Annotated in this window: 10 protein-coding genes; all 10 read left to right on the top strand. The window is 62.1% G+C overall.

Features of this window, described 5'->3' with window-relative positions; all coding sequences use genetic code 11:
* Window positions 1–356: 356 nt before the first annotated feature.
* A complete protein-coding gene (locus ACO07N_RS12435) occupies window positions 357–1,826 on the top strand; it encodes a PLP-dependent aminotransferase family protein (RefSeq protein WP_421981319.1) in 1,470 nt (489 codons plus the stop codon).
* A 145-nt stretch (window positions 1,827–1,971) separates the two neighbouring features.
* Window positions 1,972–2,526: a helix-turn-helix domain-containing protein gene (locus ACO07N_RS12430; protein ID WP_421981318.1), complete on the top strand. Its 555-nt coding sequence runs from the start codon at window positions 1,972–1,974 to the stop codon at window positions 2,524–2,526.
* A 25-nt stretch (window positions 2,527–2,551) separates the two neighbouring features.
* Window positions 2,552–4,993 (top strand): GcvT family protein, encoded by a 2,442-nt coding sequence (locus tag ACO07N_RS12425; RefSeq protein WP_421981317.1) that lies wholly within the window; start codon window positions 2,552–2,554, stop codon window positions 4,991–4,993.
* A 54-nt stretch (window positions 4,994–5,047) separates the two neighbouring features.
* Window positions 5,048–6,598, top strand: a complete 1,551-nt coding sequence (locus tag ACO07N_RS12420) for a trimethylamine methyltransferase family protein (protein WP_421981316.1) — start codon at window positions 5,048–5,050, stop codon at window positions 6,596–6,598.
* Between the two features lie 39 nt (window positions 6,599–6,637).
* Window positions 6,638–9,079 carry a GcvT family protein gene (locus ACO07N_RS12415; protein ID WP_421981315.1) on the top strand — a complete coding sequence of 814 codons (2,442 nt, stop codon included), beginning with the start codon at window positions 6,638–6,640 and terminating at the stop codon, window positions 9,077–9,079.
* A 270-nt stretch (window positions 9,080–9,349) separates the two neighbouring features.
* Window positions 9,350–11,128 (top strand): sulfoacetaldehyde acetyltransferase, encoded by a 1,779-nt coding sequence (gene xsc, locus ACO07N_RS12410; RefSeq protein ID WP_421981314.1) that lies wholly within the window; start codon window positions 9,350–9,352, stop codon window positions 11,126–11,128.
* A gap of 203 nt (window positions 11,129–11,331) precedes the next feature.
* Window positions 11,332–12,360, top strand: coding sequence for a phosphate acetyltransferase (pta, locus tag ACO07N_RS12405; RefSeq protein WP_421981313.1), 1,029 nt, complete (start codon window positions 11,332–11,334; stop codon window positions 12,358–12,360).
* Window positions 12,357–15,173 carry a molybdopterin oxidoreductase family protein gene (locus ACO07N_RS12400; RefSeq protein ID WP_421981312.1) on the top strand — a complete coding sequence of 939 codons (2,817 nt, stop codon included), beginning with the start codon at window positions 12,357–12,359 and terminating at the stop codon, window positions 15,171–15,173. The genes pta and ACO07N_RS12400 overlap by 4 nt, the downstream gene beginning before the upstream one ends.
* Complete coding sequence (locus tag ACO07N_RS12395) at window positions 15,170–15,919, top strand: 4Fe-4S dicluster domain-containing protein (RefSeq protein WP_420335532.1); 750 nt, start codon at window positions 15,170–15,172, stop codon at window positions 15,917–15,919. The genes ACO07N_RS12400 and ACO07N_RS12395 overlap by 4 nt, the downstream gene beginning before the upstream one ends.
* Window positions 15,919–16,827, top strand: a complete 909-nt coding sequence (locus ACO07N_RS12390) for a dimethyl sulfoxide reductase anchor subunit family protein (protein ID WP_421981311.1) — start codon at window positions 15,919–15,921, stop codon at window positions 16,825–16,827. Before ACO07N_RS12395 ends, ACO07N_RS12390 begins: the two co-directional genes overlap by 1 nt.
* Window positions 16,828–16,961 lie beyond the last annotated feature (134 nt).

The raw sequence follows: 16,961 nt of genomic DNA, 5'->3' as shown, positions 1-16,961 counted from the left end.
GGCGCTTTTTCGAAGGCGCTCCCGGACGGAAACCAATCGGCATGGATTGCAGGGTCAAGCCCTGCAATGACTGGGGAAGGTGGCCCGGTACAGAGAAAAAATCTGCGCACTGTGGTCATGCCATGGCTTGACCATGGCATCCATGCCGATTGGTTTCTATCCGGCGGGGAGAATGCAGTTTGAAGGTCTCCTCAGGATAAGGTCCCGAGAAACAACTGTCCCTTGATCATTCGTCTGCCGGGTAAAGCCCGGCGCGCTTTCGGAGCCGCCATCCTTCGCGTCTCTGTTTCCACAATTGCCAACCGCCCGAGAATCCTGTTCTATAAGTCCAAGGAAACTAAAAATTAGGGCCAGATATGGCGATTCCGGCAGAGACTTTCTTTCTCCGGCCAGACAATGAAACGTCCCTCCAACAGCAGATCCAGCGGCTGGTCGTGGAAGCGATCCTGTCGGGCCGCTGCCTGCCCGGAGAGAAGATGCCGTCCTCGCGCAAGCTGGCCGAGCATCTGGGCGTTGCCAGGATCACCGTCACGATCGCCTACACGGAACTTGTATCTAACGAGTATCTCGTCTCCAGGGGCCGGTCCGGTTATTTCGTTGCCCAGACAGCTCCAAGCCGGCCGAAATTCTCGCTGCCGGACCAGTCGGACAAGGCCCAGGTGGACTGGTCGAAAACGATCGGCCAACGGTTTTCCGAACATGTGCCTCTGGTGCGGCCCGACAATTGGCGCGACTACAAGTATCCGTTCATCTACGGGCAGTCGGATTCGAGACTGTTCGATCACCACAACTGGCGGAACTGCGCGCTCAAGGCTGTCGGGCGGAAGGATTTCGACACGCTGGCGACGGACTACTACGAGCGTGACGATCCCATGCTGGTCGAGTTCATCCTGCGCCAGATCCTGCCGAGGCGCGCGATCACGGCACGGCCGGAGGAAATCCTCATCACGATGGGCGCGCAGCATGCGCTTTGGATCACGGCCCAGATCCTCCTCACCCAGCGGCGCACGGCCGCCATCGAGAACCCCTGCTATCCGGGGCTCCGCCAGATCCTGAGCCAGACCCGCTGCAACACCGTTGCGGTGGATGTCGATGCCGCGGGCATGCCGCCGGAGGACCTGCCCGAGGACGCCGACGTCGTCTTCACGACGCCCAGCCACCATTGCCCGACCAACGCGACGATGCCCGTTTCACGGCGCGAGCGGCTTCTGGATCTGGCCGCGCGCCGTGGCTTCATCATCGTGGAGGATGATTACGAGTTCGAAATCTCGTTCCTGAAGTCGCCCTCGCCCGCCTTGAAGTCGCTCGATCCGACGGGGTCGGTGATTTATGTCGGTTCGTTCTCCAAGTCCCTTTTTCCGGGCCTGCGGCTCGGCTACCTGGTCGCGTCCGAGCCGTTCATCCGCGAAGCGCGCGCCCTACGGTCGCTCGTGCTGCGGCATCCGCCCGGCCTTATCCAGCGCACTGCCGCCTATTTCCTGTCTCTCGGCCATTATGATGCACAGATCGCCCGCATGGGCCGCATCTACCGGAAACGCAGATCGATCATGGAGCAGAGCCTGCAGGAAAACGGCCTGACACAGATCGGCCAGGGCACGTTCGGAGGCTCTTCCTTCTGGATGAAGGCAAAGGAAGGCGTCGATAGTTCCAGGCTGGCCATGCAGCTTCGCGAGGACGGTGTCCTGATCGAGGCCGGCCGCGCGTTTTTCGCGCAGGGCGAAGAACAGCAGGGGCACTACCGGCTGGCCTATTCCTCGATCGCTTCGGCACGGATTCCCGACGGCATTTCCTGCATCGCGAAGCGGATGCACGAAGCCGCCGCCTGAGGCGCTTTTAACGTTCCTAACTGCCCGTAAACGCTTGCCAAATCGGCCACAAATGAAAAAGTTCACCCCTGCGTGAAAATTTTGTTGATTTTTTCATGATCCGGAATGAAATTATCCTTGAAATTTTCACGGATGGATCGCCGGAATGGAAATGAGCAGCCTGGGCGAGGATCTCAGAGCCCTTCGCACAACCCGAAAGATGACACTTGAGGACTTGGCCCAGAGGCTCGGCCGGTCCGTCGGCTGGCTGTCCCAGATCGAGCGGGACATCTCGACGCCGCGCCTGTCCGACCTCCGCCAGATTGCGGACATTTTCGAGGTTCCGCTCTCCATCTTCTTCGGCAGCACCGATGCCCCCGACGCCGAGAAAGGGAGGATCGTGCGATCGTCCGCGCGGCGCATCATCGGAGAACGGGATGCCGGCCTTGTCGAAGCGCTGGTGTCTCCGGATCTCACCGACGATTTCGAGATGATCCATTCCACCTTTCAACCCGGCTCGAGCCGGAAGAACCGCATTTCACGCCCGACGCAGGAGCTTGCCTACATGATATCGGGCAAGCTGGACATCTGGCTGGATGACGATGCTTTCACCGTGACCACCGGAGACAGTTTCCGCATCCGCAACGCCTCCTACCGCTGGGCCAACCCCTACTCGGAACCCGCAGTTGCCGTCTGGGTGATTTCCCCGCCGGTCTACTGAACCCTTTCAAAAGGAAAGCTGAAGAATGTCAGTTCCCACTACAGCCCGTGTAGTCATCATCGGTGGTGGCGTCGTCGGAGTGTCCACCCTCTATCATCTTGCGAAAGGCGGCTGGTCCGACTGCGTTCTTCTTGAAAAGAACGAACTCACCGCCGGTTCCACCTGGCACGCGGCCGGCAACTGCCCGACCTTCTCCGCCAGTTTCGGTATCATGAACATCCAGCGCTATTCGCTGGAACTTTACCGGGGACTGGCCGAGGAGGTCGACTATCCGCTCAACTATCACGTCAGCGGCTCGCTCCGTCTTGCGCACACGCAAGAGCGAATGAGGGAGTTCGAATACGTGGCCGGCATGGGCCGGCACATGGGCGTCGAGATGGAGATGTGCACGCCCGAACAGATGCAGGAGCGCTATCCGTTCCTGGAAATCCACGATCTCGAAGGCGGTCTCTGGGACCCGCTCGACGGGGATATCGATCCCGCTCAGGTCACCCAGGCTCTTGCCAAGGGCGCGCGCTCGCATGGCGGCAAGATCCTGCGGTTCACCCCGGCAACCGGCGTCAGCCGCGAGAACGGCGAGTGGATCGTACACACGGAAAAGGGCGACATCCGCTGCGAATACGTGGTCAACGCCGCAGGCTACTACGCCGAACGGGTCGGTGAATGGTTCCTGCCCTTCGGCGGCCGGAAGGTGCCGCTCGCCGTCATGAGCCACCAGTATTTCCTCACCGAACCGGTTCCCGAAGTCGCCGCGTGGAGCGAAAAGCACGGGCGCAAATTGCCCCTGCTCAGGGACGTGGACACATCCTACTACCTGCGCCAGGAAACAACCGGTTTTAACCTCGGCCCCTACGAGCGCAACTGCCAGTCCGCCTGGACGCGCGCCGACGACCCGATGCCAGACGACTTCAGCTTCCAGCTTTATCCCGACGATCTGGACCGGCTGGAATGGTACATCGAGGACGCGATGGCGCGCGTGCCGCTGCTCGGCACCCAGGGCGTCAGCCGCAACATCAACGGCCCCATTCCCTACGCCCCAGACGGACTGCCCATGATCGGCCCGATGCCAGGCGTACCGAATGCCTTCGAGGCGCATACCTTCACCTTCGGCATCGCCCAGGGCGGCGGAGCCGGGAAAGTTGCGGCCGAATGGATCATGCACGGCTGCACCGAATGGGACATGTGGGCCGTCGATCCGCGCCGTTACACCGACTATACGGACAAGCAGTACTGCATCGACAAGGCCATGGAAGTCTACGGCCACGAATATGCAATGCACTTCCCGCATCACAGCTGGCCGGCCGCGCGCGACCGCAAACTGTCGCCCAACCACGCGAAAATCCTCGAACTCGGCGGGCAAATGGGAGCGTTCAACGGCTGGGAGCGCGCCAACTGGTTTGCCAAGGAAGGCGACGATACCTCCGAAGAGGCGACACAGACCTGGGCGCGGTCCGGTCCGTGGCAGCCGCGCATCAAGGAAGAGTGCGAAGCTGTCCGCGATGGCGTCGGTGTCCTTGACCTGTGCGGTTTCTCCCGTTTCAGCCTGACGGGCGTAGGTGCGGCCGAGTGGCTGCGCGGAAAAATCGCCGGTGGACTGCCCAAGGCAGGCCGCCTGAATCTGGGGTATTTCCCGGACCATCGCGGGCGCGTCCTGACCGAAATGTCGCTGATCCGCCACGGTGAAGACGACTTTACGCTGATTACAGCGGCCGTCGCGCAATGGCACGATCGCGATCTTCTGAAGGCGGACCTGCCGGAGGGGCTGACGCTCATCGACCGCACGAACGAGATGACGACGCTGATCGTGGCCGGGCCGAAATCCCGCGAGCTGTTCCAGGGGCTGACGGACGCGGATCTGTCGCTCGGCTGGCTGACCCATCAGCAGACGACCGTCGCAGGCAAGCCCGCCATGCTGGTGCGCGTCTCCTTCACCGGCGAACTCGGCTGGGAGGTGCACGCGGCGATGGACGACATGCCCGCGATCTATGCGGCCATTCTGGAGGCCGGTGCAAAACCGTTCGGCATGTTCGCGCTCAACGCGCTGCGCATCGAGAAAGGCTACCGGACCTGGAAGGGCGACCTTTCGACCGACTATTCCATGTTCGAAAGCGGATTGGGGCGTTTCGTCAAGCTGGACAAGCCGCAGGACTTCCCGGGCAAGCAGCCGCTCATGATCGAAAAGCAGCAAGGGTCCGCCAAGGGCTTCGTTACCCTGGTCGTGGACGCGGGCGACCATGATGCACCGTACATGTCCAGCCTGTTGAAGGACGGCGAAATCGTCGGAGAAATCACGTCCTGCGACTGGGGCTACCGGGTGAACGCTTGCATAGCGCTCGGTGTGGTCCGCAAGGGACTGGATACGCCCGGAACCGAGCTCGAGCTCGAAGTCTACGGTCAGAAGCACAAGGCGGTCGTGCAGGCGGATCAGCCACTGTGGGACCCTGAAAACGAACGGCTTCGGGCCTGATGAAAAAAATGACTACCAAGCGAAACCTGCCGGCATGATTTGGGAGGAGATTGCATGAGCGGAGCTGAAGTGAAACAACGCCGTCGCGCCGGGGGCCGTTCGGCCCGCACAGCGGCCCGTTCACGGCCCCTGGACGAGGCGGTCCGGCCGGTAAGGCCGGGTATGCCCGGCGGGTTCTACCAGGTGCTCAAGGAAGCGGATGTCCTGCGCATTCACGAGGCCGCCCTTCAGGCGCTCGAGGTCATCGGGTTCGCGTCCGCGCCGCCCTCGGGGAGAGCCATCCTGACAGGCGCCGGAGCGATCGAGGGCGACGACGGACGCATCCGCTTTCCACGCGCCCTTGTCGAGGACATGCTGGCCAAGGCCGCCCGCGACATCACGCTGATGGGACGGGATCCGAGGTTCGATCTGCATCTGTCCGGCAAGAATGTGCATTTCGGCACGGCCGGAGCCGCGGTTCACATCGTCGATCCCAAGTCGGGCGACTACCGCAACCCGAATGTCCAGGACATGTACGACATCGCGCGCCTGGTGCAGCAGTTGGACAATGTTCACTTCTTTCAGCGCCCCGTTGTCTGCCGCGAGTTCGAGTCGCCGCGGGATCTCGATGTGAACACGGTTTATGCCGCCTGCGCGGGAACGACAAAACACATCGGCACGTCCTTCACAGAGGCTGCCAACGTGGCCCCCGCCATGGAGCTGCTTCACCTGATGGCCGGGGGCGAAGATGCCTGGCGCGAACGCCCCTTCGTTTCCAACAGCAACTGTTTCGTGGTCCCGCCGCTCACCTTCGCCGAAGAGAGCTGCGAAGTGATGGAAGCCTGCATCCACGCGGGCATGCCTGTCCTGCTCTTGTCCGCCGGTCAGGCCGGGGCAACGGCGCCCGCGCCGATCGCGACGGCTGTCGTCCAGGCGGTCGCCGAATGCCTTGCCGGTGTGGTCTATGTCAACGCGATCAAGCCCGGTCACACGGCGATGTTCGGGACCTGGCCCTTCGTCAGCGACCTACGCACCGGGGCCATGTCCGGGGGAAGCGGCGAACAGGCCCTGCTGAGTTCCGCCTGCGCCCAGATGCATCATTACTACGGCCTTCCGGGAGGTGCTGCAGCCGGCATTGCCGACAGCAAGCTTCCCGACATGCAGGCCGGATGGGAACAGGGCATCAGCAATGTCATGGCAGGCCTGTCCGGCCTCAACATGGTCTACGAGGCCGTCGGCATGCACGCCTCGCTGCTGGGCTTCTGCAAGGAATCGCTGGTCCTCGGCAACGACATGCTCGGTCAGGTTCTGCGCTGTGTGCGCGGGATCGAGGTCAAGGACGAATTCGTCGATATCGACGTCATCCGGTCCGTCGTGCTGGAAGGCCCGGGCCACTATCTCGGGCATGATCAGACGCTTCAGCTCATGCAGAGCGAATACATCTATCCCGAACTTGCCGATCGGACGAGCCCGAAGGAATGGGAAGAACGCGGCCGGCCAATGCTGCTCGACAGTGCCCGGGAGAAGATACGCCAGATCCTGTCACAGGACGGGCACACCTTCGACGACGCCACCGACGCAGCCCTGCGCGCGGCACAGCCGCTGTCAGAGCTTGCCAGACCCTGAAATCAACATTCACGCGCAAACAAACGGAAAGAGTAAAAAGTGACACCTCCATCAAAAGCCCGCGTCGTCGTCATCGGTGGAGGCGTGGTCGGATGTTCCGTCGCCTATCACTTGACCAAGAAAGGCTGGACCGATGTTGTCCTGCTGGAGCGGAAGCAGCTGACCTCCGGGACGACGTGGCATGCCGCGGGGCTGATTGCACAGCTGCGGGCGACGGAGAACATGACCCGTCTGGCCAAGTACAGCCAGGAGCTCTACGGCAACCTGGAGGCGGAGACGGAGGTTGCGACCGGTTTCCGGCGATGCGGGTCGATCACGGTGGCCCTGACCGAGGAGCGCAGGGAAGAGATTTTCCGGCAGGCTTCGATGGCCCGCGCCTTCGGCGTCGAGGTCGAGGAAATCTCGCCGGACGAGGTCAAGGCACGCTACGGGCACCTTAACACCGAGGACGTGGTGGCCGGGGTCTACCTGCCCCTGGACGGTCAGGGCGATCCCGCCAACATCGCCCTTGCGCTGGCCAAAGGCGCGCGCATGGGCGGTGCCAAGGTCATGGAACGGGTGAAGGTGACCGGGCTTGTGAAATCCGGCAAGCGGGTCACGGGTGTCGAATGGCAGACTGCGGAGGGTGCAGGCACGATCGAGTGCGATCACGTGGTCAACTGCGCCGGAATGTGGGGCCACGAACTCGGCCGAATGGCCGGTGTCAACGTACCCCTGCATGCCTGCGAGCACTTCTACATCGTCACCGAAAACGTCCCCGGCCTGACCCAGCTGCCGGTGCTGCGGGTGCCGGACGAATGCGCCTACTACAAGGAGGATGCCGGCAAGATCCTGCTCGGCGCATTTGAGCCGAACGCCAAACCCTGGGGCATGAACGGCATCCCGGATGATTTCGAGTTCGATCAGCTGCCCGAGGATTTCGATCATTTCGAACCGATCCTGGAAGCGGCCGTGAACCGGCTGCCGCTTCTGGCCGAAACCGGGATCCATACCTTCTTCAACGGCCCGGAAAGCTTCACCCCGGATGACGCGTATCACCTGGGACTTGCGCCAGAGCTCGACAATTTCTGGGTCGCCGCCGGCTTCAATTCCATCGGTATCCAGTCTGCCGGAGGCGCCGGCATGGCGCTTGCCGAGTGGATGGACACGGGCGAAAAACCCTTCGATCTGGGCGACGTCGACATCTCGCGGATGCAGCCCTTCCAGGGCAACCGGCACTACCTGTTCGAACGCTCGAAGGAAACGCTCGGCCTGCTCTACGCTGACCACTTCCCCTACCGCCAGAAGGCAACGGCAAGGGGCGTGCGCAGAACACCGTTCCACGAACACCTGAAGGCCAACGGGGCGGTGTTCGGCGAGCTTGCCGGCTGGGAGCGCGCCAACTGGTTCGCCGATGAGGGCCAGGAACGCGAATACCGCTATACCTGGAAGCGTCAGAACTGGTTTGAAAACGCGGCACGCGAACACAAGGCGGTTCGCGACAATGTCGGCATCTACGACATGTCGTCTTTCGGCAAGATCCGCATCGAGGGCCCGGACGCGGAGGCCTTCCTGAACCATGTCGGCGGCGGTGACTATTCCGTTCCGGTCGGCAAGATCGTCTACACGCAATTGCTCAACGAACGGGGCGGTATCGAAGCCGACGTGACCATCACACGCCTGTCGGAGACGGCCTACCTGATGGTGACGCCCGCCGCGACGCGGCTGGCTGACGAAACATGGCTCCGGCGCCATGCCGGAGACCGGAGGGTCGTGATCACCGATGTCACGGCAGGCGAAGCCGTGCTTGCGGTGATGGGTCCGAACTCCCGTGCGCTGCTGCAGCGGGTCTCGCCCAATGATTTCAGCAACGCCACCAATCCGTTCGGCACGGCCCAGGAGATAGAAATCGGCATGGGGCTCGCCCGGGTCCACCGGGTCACCTATGTGGGCGAACTGGGCTGGGAGCTTTACATCTCATCCGACATGGCAGGCCACGTCTTCGAGATCCTCCACGAAGCGGGACAGGATCTCGATGCGAAACTGTGCGGCATGCACATGATGGATTCATGCCGGATCGAAAAAGGGTTCCGGCATTTCGGTCATGACATCACCTGCGAGGACCACGTGCTGGAGGCCGGGCTCGGTTTCGCGGTCAAGCGGGACAAGCCGGACTTCATCGGCAGGGATGCGGTTCTGCGCAAGCGCGAGGCCGGGCTCGACAGGCGGCTTCTCCAGTTCCGTCTGAGCGAACCGGAGCCCCTTCTCTATCACGCCGAACCGATCCTCAGGAACGGCGATGTCGTCGGCTTCCTCAGCAGCGGCAATTACGGGCACACGCTCGGTGGCGCGGTCGGTCTGGGCTACGTGCCCTGCCCCGGCGAGACCGCCGAGCAGGTGCTCGGTTCCACTTACGAAATCGAGGTCGCCGGAACGCGGGTGAAGGCGGAGGCGTCGCTCAAACCGCTCTATGATCCCAAGTCGGAGCGGGTGAAGGTCTAGATCAAGGCGTGCAGTCGATCTTTTTTGCCTGTCTCCCGGTCTGGGGAAAAGGAATAGATCGGTCAAAATTTAATTTTTTGAGACCTATTGTCTCAATTTTTTAAATCCGTTAACAATAAAACCGCATTGCGCGGGAGAAGCTTTGGCGCAATCTGGTCTTATTGTGTCTCACAAACTGGCCCTAAGCGAGCAGTAACAAGTCGAGTTAAATCGCGTCTCAACGCAGCAGCTGCGAGACAGGATTTTCTTGAATTTACGGGAGTATTCGACATGAAAATGACGACTGAAGAAGCATTCGTCAAAGTGCTTCAGGCGCACGGAATTGAGCACGCGTTTGGCATTATCGGCTCCGCATTCATGCCGATCTCCGACCTGTTTCCGGATGCCGGCATCAAATTCTGGGACTGTGCCCACGAGGGATCCGGCGGCATGATGGCCGACGGCTACACGCGTTCGACGGGCAAGGTCAGCATGATGATCGCGCAGAACGGACCCGGGATCACGAACTTCGTCACTGCCGTCAAGACCGCCTACTGGAACCACACGCCGCTCCTGCTGGTAACGCCGCAGGCTGCCAACAAGACGCTCGGCCAGGGCGGTTTCCAGGAAGTCGAACAGATGGCCCTGTTCAAGGACATGGTCGCCTACCAGGAAGAAGTCCGCGATCCGAGCCGCGTCGCCGAAGTCCTGAACCGGGTGATCCTGCAAGCCAAGCGCGCCAGCGCGCCGGCACAGATCAACATGCCGCGTGATTTCTGGACCCAGGTCATCGACATCAACCTGCCTGCGATCGTCGAGTTCGAGCGCCCCTCCGGCGGCGAGAGCGCGATCCAGGAAGCTGCGGACCTTCTCAGCAGTGCAAAATTCCCGGTGATCCTCAACGGTGCCGGCGTCGTCATCGGCGGTGCGATCGAGGCCTCCATGGACCTTGCCGAACGTCTGGACGCGCCGGTCTGCTGCGGCTACCAGCACAATGATGCCTTCCCGGGCTCCCACCGGCTGTTCGCCGGTCCGCTCGGATACAACGGCTCCAAGGCCGGCATGGAACTGATTTCCAAGGCGGATGTCGTGCTCGCGCTCGGCACCCGGCTCAATCCTTTCTCGACCCTGCCGGGCTACGGCATCGACTACTGGCCGAAAGACGCCAAGATCATCCAGGTCGATATCAATCCCGACCGGATCGGCCTGACCAAACCCGTTACCGTCGGCGTCGTCGGAGACGCCAAGAAAGTGGCGGAAACGCTGCTTGAAAGGCTATCGCCAAGCGCCGGCAACGCCGGCCGTGACGACCGTGTGCACACGATTGCGCAGACGAAATCCCGCTGGGCACAGCAGCTTTCCTCCATGGATCACGAAGACGACGATCCGGGCACCAACTGGAACGAGCGTGCCCGCGCCGCCAAGCCGGAGTGGCTGAGCCCGCGCAAGGCGTGGCGCGCCATCCAGGCAGCCCTGCCGAAGGAAGCCATCATCAGCTCCGACATCGGCAACAACTGCGCCATCGGCAACGCCTATCCGAGCTTCGAAACCGGCCGCAAGTATCTTGCACCGGGTCTGTTCGGCCCCTGCGGCTACGGCCTGCCGGCGATCGTCGGCGCCAAGATCGGCTGCCCGGATACGCCTGTCGTCGGGTTTGCCGGTGACGGTGCCTTCGGCATCGCGGTCACGGAGCTGACGGCAATCGGCCGCAAGGAATGGCCGCCGATCACCATGGTGGTGTTCCGCAACTATCAGTGGGGCGCCGAAAAGCGCAATTCGACCCTCTGGTACGACGACAACTTTGTCGGCACCGAACTCGACGAACAGGTGAGCTACGCCGAAATCGCGAAAGCCTGTGGTCTCCAGGGTGTTCAGGCCCGGACGATGGACGAGCTGACACAGATGCTCGACAAGGCCATCGACGACCAGATGAACCATGGCAAGACCACCCTGCTCGAGGTTCTGATCAACCAGGAACTCGGCGATCCGTTCCGCCGCGATGCGATGAAAAAGCCTGTCGCCGTCGCCGGGATCTCCGCGTCCGACATGCGTCCCCAGACGGGCGTTTAAGCGCCCGTCCCGGTTTGCCCAGGTCTCCGCCGGACTTCCCCTCCGGGGAGGCCATCGGCAAATCGTTCGAACCGGTGCCGCCGCCTGATCCGCCGGATCGGCGGCGGCACCAGCCCATCGGTCCAGGACCCCGCCGCCCGTCCTTTGCGGACGGCATCGTCGGCAGCCAGGCCGGTCAGCCAGTGCCAGGAAAGCAAGGTCCGATGAAACCTTTGGAAGAAATCCTGCGGAACGCCGCCCGTTCGGACAAGACAATCGTTTTGAGCGAAGGCGCGGACCCACGGGTCATCGAGGCCGCGGTCGAGGCACGAAAGCTGGGCATTGCCAGGATCATTCTGGTCCGCGACGCCGAACCTGAAGACGAACAGCTGGCGGCTGTCGACAGCATCGACGGGCTGGAAATCCATCGGCCGGCCACATCGCCTCTGACGAAAGAGCTTGCCGCACTCTACCACGCGATGCGCAAGCACAAGGGCGTTGACGCCGATCAGGCATTGCAGCAGGCGCTCACGCCGCATGTCTATGCGGCACTGCTGGTGAAGGCCGGACATGCGGACGGCTGTATCGGCGGTGCGGTGCTGTCTTCCGCGGAAATCATCAAGACCGCGATCCAGGTGATCGGTGTGGCGGAAGGCACGAAGCTGGTTTCGAGCTTCTTCCTGTTTCTCTTCTGCGAAGACCACCACGCACGAAAAGGCGCGTGCATCTTTTCCGATGCCGGGCTGGTCGTCGATCCGACCGCGGAGGAATTGTGCGAAATCGCCATTGCCTCGGCACACTCCTTTCAGGACCTGACGAACGAAACGGCCCGGATCGCGATGCTGTCGTTTTCGACGCGGGGCAGCGCGGAACATCACGCGGTTTCGAAAGTTCAACAGGCAACGATGCTCGCGCGCGACGCGGCTCCCGATCTCCTCATCGACGGTGAATTGCAATTCGACGCAGCGTTCGTACCTGAAGTTGCTCAATCGAAGGCCGCGGATTCGCCGATTGAAGGTAACGCGAACGTTTTTATCTTTCCAAATCTTGACGCAGGAAATATCGGGTACAAGATCGCACAGAGAATCGGGGGAGCGAAAGCTATCGGGCCGATTCTGCAAGGTCTCTCGCATCCGGCAAACGATTTGTCGCGCGGGTGCAGCTCGGAGGACATTCTTCACATGATCGCAGTCACGACCGCACAGTCAGTTCACAAGGATAGCGTGGCGACAGCCGGGGAGCAGCCGGCATGACGGCTCCCGTTGTCGAGACGTCGCCGAAGGTATCCGACGAGGTTCGCAAGACGACCTGTTACATGTGCGCCTGCCGCTGCGGCATCAATGTGCATCTCAAGGACGGGAAAGTCGCCTATATCGAGGGCAACCGGGACCATCCGGTGAACAAGGGCGTTTTGTGCGCCAAGGGGTCTTCCGGCATCATGCAGGTCAACGCGCCGTCGCGCCTGCGTGCACCGCTCAAGCGAACGGGTCCGCGCGGCTCGGGAGAATTCGAGGAGATCTCGTGGGACGAAGCCCTTGAGCTGGCCACGTCCTGGCTGGAGCCTGTCCGGAAATCCGCTCCGGAAAAACTCGCCTTCTTCACGGGACGCGACCAGTCACAGAGTTTCACCAGTTTCTGGGCTCAGAATTTCGGCACGCCCAACTATGCGGCGCATGGCGGGTTCTGTTCGGTCAACATGGCAACCGCCGGCATCTACACGATGGGCGGCGCCTTCTGGGAATTCGGCCAGCCGGACTGGGACCACACCAAGCTTTTCATGATCTTCGGCGTTGCGGAAGACCACGATTCCAACCCCATCAAGATGGGTCTCGGCAAGCTCAAGGCGCGCGGCGGCAAGGTGATCGGCGTCAATCCGATCCGCTCCGGATACAATGCGATCGCCGATGAATGGGTCGGTATCACACCGGGGACGGACGGTCTGTTCATCGCCTCGCTGATCCATGTCCTCTTGAAGGCCGGGAAGGTCGATCTCTCGTACCTTGCCCAGTTCACGAATGCACCGTGCCTTGTCAACGCAACAGCCGGCTCTCCAGAAGAAGGATTGCTGATCCGCAACGATGACGGCAAACCGCTGGTGATCGACCGGACAAGCGGAACATTGCAGCCCTTCGACAAGCAGGGCGTCAAACCGGATCTGGCGGCCCAGGTCGACATGGACGGCGTGACCCACAAGACCGTCTTCCAGCACCTTGCCGACCGGTTTCTTTCCGATGAACACAGCCCGGAAGCCGTGTCCGAGCAATGCGGCGTGCGCCCCGGCCGCATCCGGGCGATTGCCGCAGAGCTTGCGCGGGTCGCCTTCGAAGAAGCGTTCGAACTCGACCAGCCCTGGACCGATTTCAGGGGAACCCGCCACGAGAAGATGCTCGGCCGTCCGGTCAGTTTCCATGCCATGCGCGGTATCTCCGCACATTCCAACGGGTTCCAGACCTGCCGCGCACTGCATGTCCTGCAGATCCTGCTGGGCACGGTCGAGGTTCCGGGCGGCTTCCGGTTCAAGCCTCCCTACCCGAAACCCGTCGAAGCCCACCCGACACCGCATTGCCATTCAAAGCCCGACTGCCCCCTGGACGGACCGCATCTGGGCTTCGTCCGCAGTCCCGCCGACCTGGCGCTCAAGGAAGACGGCACCCCGGCGCGCATCGACAAGGCATTTACCTGGGAGAACCCGCTTTCGGCCCACGGGCTGATGCACATGGTGATCTCCAACGCGCATGCGGGCGATCCCTACAAGATCGACACCCTGTTTCTCTACATGGCCAACATGGCGTGGAACTCGTCCATGAACACACGCGGTGTCATGGACATGCTGACGGACAAGGACGAAAACGGCGACTATGTCATCCCGCGGATCATCTATTCCGATGCCTATTCCTCGGAAATGGTGGCCTATGCGGATCTGATCCTTCCCGATACGACCTATCTGGAACGCCACGACTGCATCTCGCTTCTGGACCGGCCCATCTGTGAGGCGGATGCCGCCGCCGATGCCATTCGCTGGCCAGTGATCGAGCCCGACCGTGATGTGCGCGGCTTCCAGTCCGTGCTGGTCGATCTCGGATCCCGGCTCAAGCTGCCCGGATTTGTCGACGACAGCGGCAGCGCGCTCTACAAGGATTACGCGGACTACATGGTCAATCACCAGCGCAGGCCGGGGATCGGACCGCTCGCAGGGTTCCGCGGAAACGGGACGCAGACCGGCCGCGGAGACGTCAATCCGGACCAACTGCAGCGCTATATCGACAATGGCAGTTTCTTCGTGGAACACGTTCCCGACGAAGCGTCCTACTACAAGCCCTGGAACGCCGCCTACCAGGACTGGGCGGTCGGGCTCGGCTTTTACGATGCCCCCCAGCCCTATCTGTTTCAGCTTTATGCCGAACCGCTGCGCCGGTTCCAGCTGGCAGCGGAAGGGCACGGAGAGCGGCAACCGCCCGATCACCTGAGACAGCAGATCAAGGACTATCTGGACCCCCTCCCGGTCTGGTATCCGCCCATCGAGGACGGGGCCGTCGACACGGAGGCCTATCCCGTGCATGCGCTCACACAGCGTCCGATGGCCATGTACCATTCCTGGGGTAGCCAGAACGCCTGGCTGCGCCAGATTCACGGGCGCAACCCGCTTTATGTGCCGACAAAGATCTGGCAGGAAAACGGGTTTGAGGACGGCGACTGGGCGCGGCTCACCTCCGTCCACGGCGAGATTACGGTTCCGGTCGCCCATATGGCCGGGCTCAACGAAAACACCGTGTGGACCTGGAACGCGATCGGCAAGCGCAAGGGCGCGTGGGCGCTCGACGACGACGCGCCGGAGGCAACCAGCGGCTTCCTGCTGAACCACCTGATCCACGAATTGCTGCCCCCCAAGGGCGATGGCCTCAGATGGTCGAATTCGGATCCCGTGACGGGTCAGGCCGCGTGGTTCGACCTCAGGGTCAGGATTGAAAAGGCCGCTGCTCCGGCGGAAAGCCAGCCTGCGTTCGGCCCCTTGAAATCGCCGGTCGGCAAAGGACCCGCCACAGTGCAACAGAAGGTGACCTCATGACCCAGTTGCCCGCGACCACGGACAAGAAACTCGGCCTCGTCATCGACCTGGACACATGTGTCGGCTGTCATGCCTGCGTCACGGCCTGCAAAGGCTGGAACACCGAAAACTACGGCGCGCCGCTCAGCGATACCGACGCCTATGGCGGCGATCCGGTCGGCACTTTCCTCAATCGCATTCACAGCTACGAAGTGGAACCGAAGGGCGGCGGCTGCAGCCAGACGGTCCACTTCCCGAAGTCCTGCCTTCACTGTGAAGACGCGCCCTGCGTCACGGTCTGTCCGACCGGTGCCAGCTACAAGCGGACAGAGGACGGCATTGTTCTCGTCAACGAAGACGCCTGTATCGGCTGCGGATTGTGCGCCTGGGCCTGTCCCTACGGCGCCCGCGAGATGGACGCCGTCGCCGGCGTGATGAAGAAATGCACGCTGTGCGTCGACAGGATCTACAACGAGAACCTGCCCGAAGAAGACCGTGTGCCCGCCTGCGTCAGAACATGCCCGGCCGGTGCCCGCCATTTCGGTGACTTTGCCGACCCGGACAGCAACGTGTCGAAACTGGTCGCCGAGCGCGGCGGCATCGACCTGATGCCGGAACAGGGAACAAAGCCGGTCAACAAGTACCTGCCGCCCCGGCCCAAGGATCAGCTGCCGGACATGGATGTCCTCACGCCGCTTCTTGAGCCCGTCGCCGAGGAGCCGAAAGGGTTCCTGGCCTGGCTCGACAAAAGACTGGAGGCGCTCTGATGCATCCGGCACCTTCGGTTATCATCTTTACCGTCCTCTCCGGTCTCGGTTTCGGCTTTCTGACGTTCCTCGGACTGGGCCTGCCTGACGTCCACGGAGTAGAAGCGTTCTTCTATTTCGCCGTTGCCTATGCCCTGGCGGTCGGCGGCCTGGTGGCCTCCACCTTCCATCTCGGCAACCCGCAGCGCGCCCTGAAGGCCTTTACCCAATGGCGCACGAGCTGGCTCTCACGGGAAGCCTGGCTGTCGACCGGCGCGCTGATCATCCTGGCGATTTACGGGGCGGCCGCGGTCTTTATCGGTGTCTCGATCTCACCGCTCGGCCTGCTCGGCGCCATCCTGTCCATCGCAACGGTCGTGGCCACGTCCATGATCTACGCGCAACTGAAAACGGTGCCGCGCTGGAACCACTGGCTGACGCCCGTGCACATGTTGACCGTGTCGCTCGCGGGCGGGGCAATCCTGGCCCAGCAAAGCGCTGCAGCGCTCGTCCTGCTGCTTCTCGCCGGCGGGTTTCAGATCCTCCATTGGGTGCTCGGCGACCGTAGGTTTGCTGAACGTGGGCACACGATCGAAACGGCAACCGGGCTGGGCGATCGCGGCAGCGCGCGGCTGTTCGAGCCGCCACATACCGGATCGAACTACCTCCTGAAGGAAATGGTGCATGTGGTCGGGCGCAAGCACGTCCAGAAACTTCGTATCATCGCGTTCGCGGGCATGATCGTGTTACCGCTGCTCATTGTCGCGCTTCTGCCCGTCAACCTGTTCACCGCGATCCTTGCCACCTTGTTCTATCTCGCCGGCGCCTTCGCGTCCCGGTGGCTGTTCTTCGCCGAGGCCGAACACGTTGTCCGTCTCTACTATGGCGGGTCGGGTTCGAAACCACCCTATCAGCCTAGGGTCTGTTGAGGTTCAGGATTTGGTCGTGGTTTGGATGAAAATAGCCTGGTTCAAGGAGCGAGTTCGCAGAAAGGGCAATCCCTTTCAAGAAATTGCGACGCCGAAACGGGCTATTTTCGCCAAATCGCGTCGCGACGCGGCGG

Origin of the sequence: Roseibium sp., from assembly GCF_965229775.1 — a bacterium.
GTDB lineage: Bacteria > Pseudomonadota > Alphaproteobacteria > Rhizobiales > Stappiaceae > Roseibium.
This window is presented reverse-complemented; position numbering and strand designations above follow the sequence as displayed.

Excerpts from the sequence above, each read along its gene's own strand:
- ACO07N_RS12390 (WP_421981311.1), top strand. The coding sequence starts at position 15,919 with ATGCATCCGGCACCTTCGGTTATCATCTTTACCGTCCTCTCCGGTCTC.
- ACO07N_RS12430 (WP_421981318.1), top strand. The coding sequence starts at position 1,972 with ATGGAAATGAGCAGCCTGGGCGAGGATCTCAGAGCCCTTCGCACAACC.
- xsc (WP_421981314.1), top strand. The coding sequence starts at position 9,350 with ATGAAAATGACGACTGAAGAAGCATTCGTCAAAGTGCTTCAGGCGCAC.
- pta (WP_421981313.1), top strand. The coding sequence starts at position 11,332 with ATGAAACCTTTGGAAGAAATCCTGCGGAACGCCGCCCGTTCGGACAAG.
- ACO07N_RS12425 (WP_421981317.1), top strand. The coding sequence starts at position 2,552 with ATGTCAGTTCCCACTACAGCCCGTGTAGTCATCATCGGTGGTGGCGTC.
- ACO07N_RS12400 (WP_421981312.1), top strand. The coding sequence starts at position 12,357 with ATGACGGCTCCCGTTGTCGAGACGTCGCCGAAGGTATCCGACGAGGTT.
- ACO07N_RS12395 (WP_420335532.1), top strand. The coding sequence starts at position 15,170 with ATGACCCAGTTGCCCGCGACCACGGACAAGAAACTCGGCCTCGTCATC.
- ACO07N_RS12435 (WP_421981319.1), top strand. The coding sequence starts at position 357 with ATGGCGATTCCGGCAGAGACTTTCTTTCTCCGGCCAGACAATGAAACG.
- ACO07N_RS12420 (WP_421981316.1), top strand. The coding sequence starts at position 5,048 with ATGAGCGGAGCTGAAGTGAAACAACGCCGTCGCGCCGGGGGCCGTTCG.